Here is an 11,338-nt window from a genome sequence, read left to right as displayed (position 1 = left end):
ACCTGCAAGGGGCGGCCGGGTCGCCCGTCAGCGCGTTTCCTCGGCGACCTTGCGCAGGTCCTTGAGGACCGGGGCCTTCTCGCTCCAGATCGCTTCCCACTTGCCGATCGCATCGGCGAAAAAGGCGGCGTCCGCCTCGACGATGGTGCGGCCGGTGCCCTCGACCGAGAGCAGCCAGTCGCCTTCCTTCTGCACATAGGTGTCGATCGCCCCGTCGAGATGGCGCGCCATCAGCTTGCCGATCATCGCGCGATCCTCTTCCGACAGCGACTGCCAGACGCGGGCCGAGACCAGCCCCACCATCGGGAACATCATGTGGTTGGAGATCAGGATCGTGTCGGCATGCTCGTAGTACTTGAGCGCCCAGATCAGTTCCGCATCCATGTCGATGGCGTCGACCTGGCCATTGGCAAGCGCGTCATAGACGGCCGGCAGGGGCATGGGGGTCGAGGCAGCGCCGAGTGCGTTGTAGAAGTCCTTGATCGGCTCGAACGGCGTGATGCGGAGCTTCTTGCCGGCAAGGTCGGCGGCGCTCGTCACCGGATCGCGGCTGACGATCTGGCGAAGGCCGCCCATCGAATAGCCGATGCCGACAACGCCGGCCTTCTGCGGCAGGCCGCTCAGCAGGTCCTTGGCCACGTCGGAGCGCAGGATGCGACCCGCATGGGCAACATCGTCGGCGAGATAAGGCGCGTAGAAGGCGCCGAAATCGGGCACCCGGTTCGACACTTCGGCAATGGTCAGGAAGGCCATGTCGAGCGCGCCGGTTTGCAACTGCTGCATCATCTGCGCCTCGTTGCCGAGCTGCTGCGAGGGAAACACGGTGACGCTGTGCTTGCCACCCGACGCAGACTTGAGCTCGTCGCCGAAGGCCGTCGCCGCGACCGTCCAGATATGCGGCGGCGGGGTGATCAGGCCGAGCCGGAACTCCTTCGACTGGGCAGCGCCCACGCCCAGAGACAGGGCCAGAGCGGCCGCCGGAACCAGACGGACCAGATGGGATACGGATTTCATGTCATGCTCCTCCCTCGCCGGGAAGGCCCTGGGGCGCCCGGCGCGATGCTGATGAAAAACGATTGGACGTAAAGTGGCGTCAGTCGCCGCCGGAACTCAGAGCTTCACCCAGCCTTCCGGCGGCTCCTTGCCCGGATGGACCGTGCCGCAATTGGGGCAGGTGCGAGCTTCCTCGGAGGCGTAGAACGCCTTGTAGACCGGAGGCAGGTCGTCAACGATGGACTCAAGGTCAAGCTCGGAGCGGTGCACCAGGTGCTCGCACTCGAAGCAATACCACTCGATCGCGTCGAGCGCCCCTTCGGGACGTGCCGGCTCGACCACCAGGCCGATGGAGCCCTCCTGGGGGCGCTGCGGCGAATGACGCACATGTGCCGGCAACAGGAAGATCTCGCCCTCGCGGATCGGCACGTCGTAGAACTCCTTGCCGTCATAGACCTTGAGGAGCATGTCGCCCTTGAGCTGGTAGAAGAATTCCTCGACCGGATCGTCGTGATAGTCGGTGCGCTTGTTCGGCCCGCCGACGACGGTGACCATCAGATCGGCATCCTTCCAGACCTGCTGGTTGCCGACCGGCGGCTTCAGCAGGTGCTTGTGCTCGTCGATCCATTTCTGGAAATTGAAGGCCGACAGTCTCGACATCGATGGGGCTCCCCGAACTGGCTTGGCGCGTGTGGCGACCGCTTCTCGGAAGGCTCTCGCCGACGGGCGTCCGCACGCATTTCGCAGCTCAGGAGACGGCAGAGTGATATGTCAATCAAATACCAATATTCGAAGGCGCTATAACTAAACCGGATAACCAGCCGCGAGATGGGCGGTCTCTGTCCGTATCTCCCCGGCATCCCGGCCCGTCACTTCGCTCGTCTCCCGGATGCCGGCGACGACCTCGACGGCAATGCCCAGCGCCCGCAGCGCCTCGGCAAGATTGCCGCCACCTGCCATGCGGGGATCGCCCGGCATCAGCCGCACCACCTGCCGTCCCTGCCCTGCAAGCGCGGCTGCAAGCCTGGTGCCGTCGCTGTCCGCCGCGCAGGAACCCGTCACCGCGCCGACCAGCATGCGTTTCGCCTCGCGCCGCGCCAGCTCCAGCACCTCGGCGGAAACGCCGGCGTCATAAAGCACCACCTCGGCCCCCTGCAGCGCCCGGATCGCGTTCATGGTGAGATGGCCGGCATCGCCCGGCCCCGCGCCGACCAGCGTCACCTTGCCGCGCGTTACATCCGGCGCCGCCGCGATGCGCGCCAGCAACGACGAGATTCCCGCTTCCGCAACGGTGTCGAGCGGACCGGCAAAGGCGCGGCGCACGAAGCCCTCCCAGAAAGCGCGACGCCCCGCGCCCGGGGCAAGTGTCGCCATCACCCGACCACGCAACCGGGTGGCAAGCCGCGCCCAGTCGGCAAGCGAGGGCAACAGCAGGGTCTCGATCCGCTGGCGGATCGCCTGGCCGAGAATGGGGGCGGCACCATTCGTCGAGATGCCGATCACCAGCGGCGAGCGGTTGACGATGGAGCCGAACTGGAACTGACAGAACTCCGGCCGGTCGATGACGTTGCATGGTACGCCTGCCACCCGTGCCGCGTCGGCAAAGCGCCGCGCGTCCACCTCGTCTTCCGCGTCCGCTATCGCAAGCGCCATTCCGGCCAGGCTGTCCGGGCTCCACGTCTTCGCGTGATGCACGAGCGATCCCGCCGCCGCGCCCTCGGCGATCAAGGTCGCCATGGCCGCATCGCAAGTCTCGGCAAAGACATGCACCTCCGCCCCGCAAGCCGCCAGCAGCTCCGCCTTCCAGGCCGCCGCGTCGGAGCCGTCGGCGACAAGCACAGATCGCCCTTCCAGCGGCAGGAAGACGGGCAGGCAGGCAAGCCTGCCCATGCGTGGCGGCGCCCGCCGCCTCTCCGCCTCAAACGGCTTCCGCGACCGGTTCATCCGCATCCTCCCTTTCCGGCATTCCGCCGCCCTGCAACCCGCTCCCGCCTGTCCGTCCGCCCTGCACCCGCGCCAGGATCGCGCCGATCTCCGACCGGCAGGAGCCGCATTGCGTTCCCGCATCGACTGCCTCGCCAATGGTGGCAATGTCGCAGGCGCCGTCCTTTATCGCCGCCGTGATCTGGTTGAGACCCACATTGCGGCAGGAACAGACGATGGCCCCGATATCCGGCGCCGTACCGCCCGGCCGTCCGGCCAGCACCGATGCACGCTCGCGCAGCGAGGGGAACCCGGCCGCCAGCAGCCCGCTTGCCCAGGCCCGCGACACACCGACCGGCGCAGGCCCCGTGAACAGCGCCGCGACGAGCCGCCCGTCCTTCCAGCAGGCGAGCCGTTCCTCGCCGCTTGCCGTGTCCCTGTAGGAAAGCCTGTCGTTGCCGGACGAAAGCGAAACGCCAAGCATCGCGGCCAGCTCGTGAACGTCGGCCGGATTCGCGCCGGCCATTTCGACCCGCCAACCGCCCTCCACCGGGGCGATGGCCCAGTACTCCGCGCCGATTTCCTCGGGTCGCTCGCACAACACGGCAAAACCGTACCAGCTGGCGGCGAAGGGGCGCAGCGCGACGGGCGTGAACTTCGAGCCCGGCTGGCCCGACACCGGATCCGTCTCGGGCCCCACCAGCGCATCGATCCGGCCTGCGGCCGCAAACTGGTCGCTCCAGTGCATCGGCGCGAAGACCGAGCCTTCCCGCGCCCGGTCGCTGACCAGCGCCCGCAGCAGGGCGCGCCCATGCGGACTTTCCAGCACGACGACTTGCGCGTCGCTGACGCCGGCGCGCTCGGCATCGTGCGGATGGATCTCGCAGAACGGCTCGGCCATGTGGGTGAGAAGCCGCGGGCTGAGGCCGGTGCGCGTCATCATGTGCCACTGGTCGCGGATACGGCCCGTGTTGAGAACCAGCGGATAGCGCCGCCCGCGCTTCCTCGGCGCCTGGTAGGCGACGGGCCAGATCGCCGCCCGGCCGTCGGCGGTAAAGAAGCCGCCCTCAGCGAAGAAGCGGGCCGCGCCGCTGCCATCGGCGCGAAGCGGCCACTGAAAGGGTTCAAGGGCATCATACGTCGCCTCGTCGATCCCCGTATGCGCACCAATGTCGAAGTCGCGGGACCCGTGGTTCTGCTCGGCCGAAAGCGCCGCGTGCTCGCGGTAGATGTCGGCGGGTCGCTCATACGCAAAAGCTTCCGCAAACCCCATCCGCCGCGCCACTTGCGTCAGCGCCCACCAGTCCGGGCGCGCCTCGCCGGGCGGAGCGCGAAAAGCGCGCTGGCGCGAGATCCGTCGCTCGGAATTGGTCACCGTGCCGTCCTTTTCGCCCCAGGCGGCGGCCGGCAGCAGCACGTTGGCGAAAGGCACGGTATCCGTCCGCCGGGTCACGTCGGAGACCACAACGAAGTCGCAGGCAGACAGCGCCGCACGCACCGCGTCGGCATCCGGCAGGCTGTCGGCCGGGTTGGTCGCCATGATCCAGATCGCCTTGATGCGCCCCTCGCGCAGGGCCTGGAACATCTCCACCGCCTTCAGCCCCGGACGCTCGGCGATGCGCGGGCTCTGCCAGAAGTCCTGCACGATGCCACGATGCGCCGGGTTCTCGATGGCCATGTGGGCCGCCAGCATGTTGGCGAGCCCGCCAACCTCGCGCCCACCCATGGCGTTGGGCTGTCCGGTGACCGAGAAGGGACCGCAACCGGGCCTGCCGAGGCGCCCGCTCGCCAGATGGGTGTTGAGGATTGCATTGACCTTGTCGGTGCCGACGACTGACTGGTTCACGCCCTGGCTGTAGACCGTGACCGTCTTCGGCGTTTCCCCCACCCACTCGTAGAAGCGGGCGATGTCGGCGCTTGCAAGTCCCGTCGCCTCCGCGACGGTCGCGACGTCACAGCCGCGCGCAACCTCGAGCGCCGCCTCCAGCCCGCGCGTGTGGCGGGCGACATAGGTGCGGTCGATGCGCCCCGCGCGCTCCAGATGGGCAAGCAGCCCGTTGTAGAGCGCCACGTCCGTATCGGGCGCCAGCGCCAGATGCAGATCGGCGCTGGCCGCCGTCGCCGTGCGGCGCGGGTCGATCACCACCAGCCTCAGGCCCGGCCGCCGCGCGCGCGCCGCCTCCAGTCGCTGGTAGAGCACCGGATGACACCAGGCCAGGTTGGAGCCGACCAGCACGACAAGGTCCGCCTCCTCCAGGTCCTCGTAGGTTCCCGGCACCGTGTCGGAGCCGAAGGCACGCCGGTGACCGGCGACCGACGAGGCCATGCACAGCCTGGAATTCGTGTCGATATTGGCCGAACCGATGAACCCCTTCATCAGCTTGTTAGCGACATAGTAGTCCTCGGTGAGGATCTGCCCGGACACGTAGAAGGCAACGCTGTCCGGCCCGTGTTCGGCGATGGTGTCCGCAAAGCGCGTGGCGATGTGGTCGAGCGCCTCGTTCCAGCCGACCCGCTTGCCGGCGATTTCCGGAAAGAGCAGCCGGTCCGGATCGGCGAGCGTGTCGGCCAGCGCCGATCCCTTCGAGCATAGCCGGCCGAAATTCGCCGGATGCGCTGGGTCGCCGGCAACGCTCACCCGGCCGCCGTCCTGCCGGGTGGCGATCACCCCGCAACCGACGCCGCAATAGGGACAGGTGGTGCGCACACTATCCGGCATGGCTCGTCACCTCTCCGCCGCAAGCTTGCCCGCGGCGATCTGCAGCACGCCCTCGCGCACCCGCACCGGATAGGTCGCGACCTGCCCCTCGTCGGCGCCTTGCGCCAGGCCGGTGGAAAGGTCGAAGACCCAGTTGTGCAAGGGGCAGGTCACCGACGTGCCGTGGACAATGCCCTGGCTGAGCGGACCGCCCTTGTGCGGGCAGCGGTCGTCGAGCGCATGCACCTCGTCGCCGGCAGTGCGGAACACCGCAATGCAACCCGATGGCGTCCTGATCAACCTTGCACCCTCGCGCGGGATGTCCTCCAGCAGGCCGATCTCGATCCAGTTCGTCGTCATCGCCGTCACTGCGCCGCCTCCAGTTCCAGGGTCGCCAGCGGCTTGAACTCGTGCTTGTCCTTGCCGGAGGCGCGCTCCGACCACGGGTCGACCTGGGCGAACTTCTGCGAGAAGACGAAGCGCTCGTAATAGGCCTCGCGCCGTTCCAGCTCGTCCATGATCTGCCGGCGGATCTCGTCAAGGCCGATGCGCTTGGCCCATTTGTAGATGCGCTCCAGATAGTGGCCCTGCTCCCGGTACATCTGCACCAGCGCCACGATGTGACGCATCACCTCCCCCTCGGTGGCGACATGGCCGAGCACTTCCGTGCCCTTGATGTCGAGGCCGGCGGCCCCGGCGAAGTGGATCTCGAAGCCGCTGTCGACGCAGATCACCCCGACATCCTTGCAGGTCGCCTCGGCGCAGTTGCGCGGGCATCCCGACACCGCCATCTTCACCTTGGCCGGGGTCCAGGAGCCCCACATGAACTTCTCGATGGCGATGCCGAGCCCGGTCGAATCCTGCGTGCCGAAACGGCACCAATCGGAACCGACGCAGGTCTTCACCGTTCTCAGGCCCTTAGCATAGGCGTGACCGGAGACGAAGCCGGCCTTGCCCAGATCGGCCCACACCTCCGGCAGGTCCTCCTTGCGGATGCCGAGCATGTCGATGCGCTGGCCACCGGTGACCTTGACCGTCGGGATGTCGAACTTGTCGACCACATCGGCAATCGCCCGCAGCTCCGCTGCCGACGTCACCCCGCCCCACATGCGCGGCACGACGGAATAGGTGCCGTCCTTCTGGATGTTGGCGTGCACCCGCTCGTTGATGAAGCGCGACTGGTAGTCGTCGGCATATTCGTCCGGCCAGTCGCACACGAGATAGTAGTTGAGCGCCGGCCGGCACTTGGCGCAGCCGCCCGACGAGGTCCATTCAAGCTCCTGCATCACCGCCGGAATGCTCTTCAGCTCCTTTGCCCTGATCAGCCGGCGCACCTCGTCGTGGCCAAGATGCGTGCAGCCGCAGACCGGCTTCACCGCCTGCACCGCGAAGGCCTCGCCGAGCGTTGCCTGCATCAGCTGCTCGACGAGCCCTGTGCAGGTGCCGCAGGAGGCCGAGGCCTTGGTATGGGCGCGCACCTCGTCCAGTGTCGTCAGTCCGCGCGTTTCGATGGCCGTGACGATCGTTCCCTTGCACACGCCGTTGCAGCCGCAGATCTCCGCCTCAGGCGGCAAGGCTGCAACGGCCGCCGTAGGGTCCAGCGGGGCACCTCCCTGGTAGGACTGTCCGAAGATCAGCGTCTCGCGCATGTCGGAAATGTCGGTGCGGTTGCGGATGTGATCGAAGAACCAGGGCCCGTCCGCCGCCTCGCCGTAGAGCACCGCGCCGATGATGCGGTTGTCCTTCAGCACCAGGCGCTTGTAGATCCCGGCCGACGCATCGCGCAGGACGATCTCGTCGCGATCCTCGCCATCGGCGAAGTCTCCGGCGGAATAGAGGCTGACGCCGGTTACCTTGAGCTGCGTTGCCGTTTCCAGCGGCCGGAACGCCGCCTCCTCGCCGAGCAGTGTCTTCGCCGCGACGCCGGCCATCGTGTAAAGCGGCGCGACGAGGCCGTAGCAGACGCGCTCGTGCTCGACGCATTCGCCCACCGCCAGAATGTCCGGATCGGAGGTGAAAGTGCGGTCATCGATGACGATGCCGCGCTCCACGTCGAGCCCGGCATCGACGGCAATGCGGATTTCCGGACGGATGCCGACGGCCATCACCACGAGATCGGCCGGATAGACCGTGCCGTCGTCGAGCAGCACCGCCTCGACACGCTCGTTGCCGAGGATCGCCTTGGTCTGCGCTTGCGTGTGTACGGTGATGCCGCGCCCTTCCAGCTCCCGGCGCAGCAAATGCCCGGCGGCAGGATCGAGCTGCCGCTCCATCAGGTGTCCCATCAGATGCAGGACGACGACCTCCATGCCGCGCGAGCGCAGCGCCGCCGCAGCCTCGAGCCCGAGCAGCCCACCGCCGATCACCACGGCTTTCGCGCCGGGGCGTGCCGCCGCCTCGACCATCGCCTCGACATCGTCGAGATCGCGGAAGGCGCGCACGCCCGGCAGGTCGCGGCCGGCAATCGGGATGATGAAGGGCGCCGAGCCGGTGGCGATCACCAGTTTGTCGTACGGGGTCTCGCCTGCCGCCGTCGTCACGGTCTTCGCGTTGCGGTCGATCCGCGTCACCGTTTCGCCGAAGCGACAGGCGATGCCGTTCGCCGCATACCAGTCGCCGTCATGGGTGACGATCTGTTCGTAGCTCTTCTCGCCGGCCAGCACCGGCGACAGCATGATGCGGTTGTAGTTGCCGCGCGGCTCGGCACCGAACAGCGTCACGTCATAGGCGTCAGGCGCCGCTTCCAGCAGGGTCTCCAGCATGCGGCCCGACGCCATGCCGGCGCCGATCACCACGAGCTTCTTCTTGTCGGTCATGGCGGTTCCTCCTATTCGGCCGCTTCGGCGGCAGCCTTCTGGCGCGCAATCCGCGACGCCCGTTTGGCGGTGATGGCGCTGAGTTGCTCAGCCCCCGGATGGGCACCGCCCTCGTAGGCTTCCAGGAAATCGAGCAGTTCCTCGCGATAGGCGTAGTAGTCACGGTGGTTGATCAGCGCCTTGCGCGAGCGCGGTCGCGGCAGGTCCACTTCCATGATGTTGCCGATGCGGGCATTGGGTCCGTTCGACATCATCACCACCCGATCGGCGAGCAGGATCGCCTCGTCGACATCGTGAGTAACGCAGACGGCCGTCACCTGGGTCCGCGCCCACACGTCCATCAGCACGTCCTGCAATTCCCAGCGGGTCAGGCTGTCAAGCATGCCGAACGGCTCGTCGAGCAGCAGCAGCTTCGGCGACAGGGCGAAGGCGCGGGCAATACCCACCCGCTGCTTCATCCCGTTGGAAAGATCGCTTGCCGCCCGCTCCATGCTGTCTGCCAGCCCGACGCGCGAAAGGTAATATTCGACAATGTCGCGGCGCTCGGCCGCGCTTGCATGCGGGTAGACCTGGTCGACGCCCAGCGCGACATTGTCGTAGGCCGTCATCCAGGGCATCAGCGAGGGCGCCTGGAAGACCACCGCCCGATCCGGGCCGGCCTTCGTCACATGGGTGCCGTCGAGGATGACAGTCCCTTCCGTGATCGGGTTGAGGCCGGCGGCCATGGACAGAACCGTCGACTTGCCGCAGCCCGAATGACCGATCAGCGTCACGAACTCGCCCTTGGTCATCGAGAGTTCGAACCCGTCGACGACGGTGAGCGGCCCTTTCGGCGTCGGATAGACCTTCTTCAACTGGCTGAACTCGAGATAGCGCTCGACCCGCACGCCCTCCGCCGCCCGCCCATAGGCTTCCGGCGGCACATCGGCGGGTTCACCCGCCGCCTGTTGGCGTGTCCCAGTCACCGCCCCTTGTCCGATCGGCACCACATTGGGCAGCACGAGATCGCGCGCCGCACCCGCATCACGGCCGGCCCCAACCTCCATCAGGTATTCGGTGACCTCGGCTCGCAGAGCGATGAAAGCATCGTCATGATTGAGTTCGCCCCGCTCGCGCGGACGGGCGAAGGGCACGTTGAACGCGGGACCCAACGTCGCCGGCGTGCCCGGTATCAGCGGAATGATCCGGTCGGCAAGCAGGATCGCCTCATCGACGTCATTGGTGATGAGGACGATGGTCTTCTTTTCCTCGTTGCAGATCGCCGCGAACTCGTCCTGCAGTTTCGCCCGGGTCAGCGCGTCGAGCGCCGACAGCGGCTCGTCGAGCAGCAACACCTCGGGACGCATGGCGAGTGCGCGGGCAACCGCCACCCGCTGGCGCATGCCGCCGGAAAGCTCCGCCGGCTTGCGGTCGCGGGCATGGGCAAGGCCGACCATGGCGATGTACTTGTCGGCGATGGCGGTCCGCTCCGCCTTCGGCGCTTTCGAGAACACGCTGTCGACGGCCAGCATGACGTTGCCGAAGACCGAGAGCCACGGCATCAGGGAATAGGACTGGAAGACAACGCCGCGCTCCGGACCGGGCCCGTCGATTTCCCGCCCCTTGAAAATGACGCCGCCCTGGTCAGGTTCGACAAGGCCGGCGAGCAGCGAAATCAGCGTCGTCTTGCCGGTGCCGGAATAACCGACAATGGCGATGAACTCGCCCTCCTTCACCTTCAGGTCGATATCGGCGAGCACGTCGTTGCGCGCGCGCCCCTCGCCGAAGGACTTGGAGAGCCTTGAAATCTCGAGGATCGTCATGGCGTCCCTCACCGTGTCGCGGAGAAGGTGAAGGCGCGCTGCAGCGCATACATCACGCGGTCGAGAGCGAAGCCGATCAGGCCGATGGTGAAGACCGCCACCATGATGCGCGCCAGCGACTGCGAGGAACCGTTCTGGAACTCGTCCCAGACGAACTTGCCCAGGCCCGGGTTCTGCGCCAGCATCTCGGCCGCGATCAGCACCATCCAGCCGACGCCGAGCGACAGGCGCAGGCCCGTGAAGATCAGCGGCAGCGACGAGGGCAGCACCAGCTTCATCACGGTCTTGCGGGTCGGCAGTTGCAAGACCCGGCCGACATTCATCAGGTCCTTGTCGACCGAGGCGACACCGAGCGCGGTGTTGATCAGGGTCGGCCAGAGCGAGCACAGCGTCACCGTCACCGCCGAGATGAGCAGCGACTTCGGCAGCCAGTCGGCCGGATCCGCATAGAGCGCCGAGACGATCATCGTCACGATCGGCAGCCAGGCGAGCGGCGACACCGGCTTGAAGATCTGGATCAACGGATTGATCGCGCCATTGACGGTGCGCGAGAGGCCCGAGGCGATGCCCAGCGGTACGGCGATCAGCGTCGCGATGACGAAGCCGAGCCCGACGGTTATGAGCGAGGTGAGGATCTGGTCGAGATAGGTCGGCTTGCCGGTATAACTGCGCCACTTCACCCGGTCATGCTGGCCGGCGGCTTCCAGCTTGGCATTGCGTATGTCCTGCCGCTCGTAGAAGGCGGCCGCCTTCTCGCGTTCCCGCAGGTGGTCGTCCCACAGGTTGCCGGCCTGCTCCCACACCGCAACCGGTCCCGGCACGGCTCCGAGCGAGGTCTCGATCTTCGGGGCGAAGGCCGCCCAGGCAACCAGGAAGGCGACGATGCCGATCATCGGAATGACCAGCACGCGCTTCAACTGCCTAAGTTGCTCGCGCGGGCTGTCGCCCAGCGCCAACCGGGCAAGCGGCACCAGGAAGGAGAGGCCGAGTGCGTCGAACCAGCCGGCGGCACGGCCAAGCCCGGCAAGCAGCCGTTCGCGGCGGTGGCCGACGACCGGAGCGTCGATGGTGGCGGTTTCGGCATTTGCCATGTCGTGAAGTCCTTG

Annotated in this window: 8 protein-coding genes; all 8 read right to left on the bottom strand. The window is 67.2% G+C overall.

The genetic code is table 11. The features are described 5' to 3' along the window. Nucleotides 1-27: 27 nt before the first annotated feature. Entirely contained in the window at nt 28-1,014 is a 987-nt protein-coding gene (locus tag RBB46_RS13765) for a TRAP transporter substrate-binding protein (RefSeq protein ID WP_306029572.1), read from the bottom strand. A gap of 96 nt (nt 1,015-1,110) precedes the next feature. Continuing rightward, the gene (locus RBB46_RS13760; protein WP_306029571.1) at nt 1,111-1,653 is read right to left on the bottom strand and encodes a 3-hydroxyanthranilate 3,4-dioxygenase; all 543 of its coding nucleotides are present in this window, start codon (nt 1,651-1,653) and stop codon (nt 1,111-1,113) included. A 144-nt stretch (nt 1,654-1,797) separates the two neighbouring features. Further along, complete coding sequence (locus tag RBB46_RS13755; protein WP_306029570.1) at nt 1,798-2,937, bottom strand: siroheme synthase; 1,140 nt, start codon at nt 2,935-2,937, stop codon at nt 1,798-1,800. Beyond that, on the bottom strand, nt 2,912-5,635 hold the full coding sequence (locus RBB46_RS13750; RefSeq protein WP_306029569.1) for a nitrate reductase: 2,724 nt from the start codon (nt 5,633-5,635) through the stop codon (nt 2,912-2,914). Before RBB46_RS13750 ends, RBB46_RS13755 begins: the two co-directional genes overlap by 26 nt. A 6-nt stretch (nt 5,636-5,641) precedes the next feature. Then, the gene (gene nirD, locus RBB46_RS13745) at nt 5,642-5,974 is read right to left on the bottom strand and encodes a nitrite reductase small subunit NirD (protein WP_306029609.1); all 333 of its coding nucleotides are present in this window, start codon (nt 5,972-5,974) and stop codon (nt 5,642-5,644) included. A 5-nt stretch (nt 5,975-5,979) separates the two neighbouring features. Then, nucleotides 5,980-8,430, bottom strand: coding sequence for a nitrite reductase large subunit NirB (gene nirB, locus RBB46_RS13740; RefSeq protein ID WP_306029568.1), 2,451 nt, complete (start codon nt 8,428-8,430; stop codon nt 5,980-5,982). An 11-nt stretch (nt 8,431-8,441) separates the two neighbouring features. Next, nucleotides 8,442-10,232, bottom strand: coding sequence for an ABC transporter ATP-binding protein (locus RBB46_RS13735; RefSeq protein ID WP_306029567.1), 1,791 nt, complete (start codon nt 10,230-10,232; stop codon nt 8,442-8,444). Nucleotides 10,233-10,240: 8 nt separating this feature from the next. Continuing rightward, on the bottom strand, nt 10,241-11,323 hold the full coding sequence (locus tag RBB46_RS13730) for an ABC transporter permease (protein WP_306029566.1): 1,083 nt from the start codon (nt 11,321-11,323) through the stop codon (nt 10,241-10,243). Nucleotides 11,324-11,338: the final 15 nt, after the last annotated feature.

This window comes from Stappia sp. MMSF_3263, from assembly GCF_030733745.1.
Classification (GTDB): domain Bacteria; phylum Pseudomonadota; class Alphaproteobacteria; order Rhizobiales; family Stappiaceae; genus Stappia.
The sequence above is the reverse complement of the archived record's forward strand: the minus strand, read 5'-3'. Positions and strand labels throughout refer to the sequence as shown.

Excerpts from the sequence above, each read along its gene's own strand:
- RBB46_RS13765 (WP_306029572.1), bottom strand. The coding sequence starts at position 1,014 with ATGAAATCCGTATCCCATCTGGTCCGTCTGGTTCCGGCGGCCGCTCTG.
- RBB46_RS13760 (WP_306029571.1), bottom strand. The coding sequence starts at position 1,653 with ATGTCGAGACTGTCGGCCTTCAATTTCCAGAAATGGATCGACGAGCAC.
- RBB46_RS13755 (WP_306029570.1), bottom strand. The coding sequence starts at position 2,937 with ATGAACCGGTCGCGGAAGCCGTTTGAGGCGGAGAGGCGGCGGGCGCCG.
- RBB46_RS13750 (WP_306029569.1), bottom strand. The coding sequence starts at position 5,635 with ATGCCGGATAGTGTGCGCACCACCTGTCCCTATTGCGGCGTCGGTTGC.
- nirD (WP_306029609.1), bottom strand. The coding sequence starts at position 5,974 with ATGACGACGAACTGGATCGAGATCGGCCTGCTGGAGGACATCCCGCGC.
- nirB (WP_306029568.1), bottom strand. The coding sequence starts at position 8,430 with ATGACCGACAAGAAGAAGCTCGTGGTGATCGGCGCCGGCATGGCGTCG.
- RBB46_RS13735 (WP_306029567.1), bottom strand. The coding sequence starts at position 10,232 with ATGACGATCCTCGAGATTTCAAGGCTCTCCAAGTCCTTCGGCGAGGGG.
- RBB46_RS13730 (WP_306029566.1), bottom strand. The coding sequence starts at position 11,323 with ATGGCAAATGCCGAAACCGCCACCATCGACGCTCCGGTCGTCGGCCAC.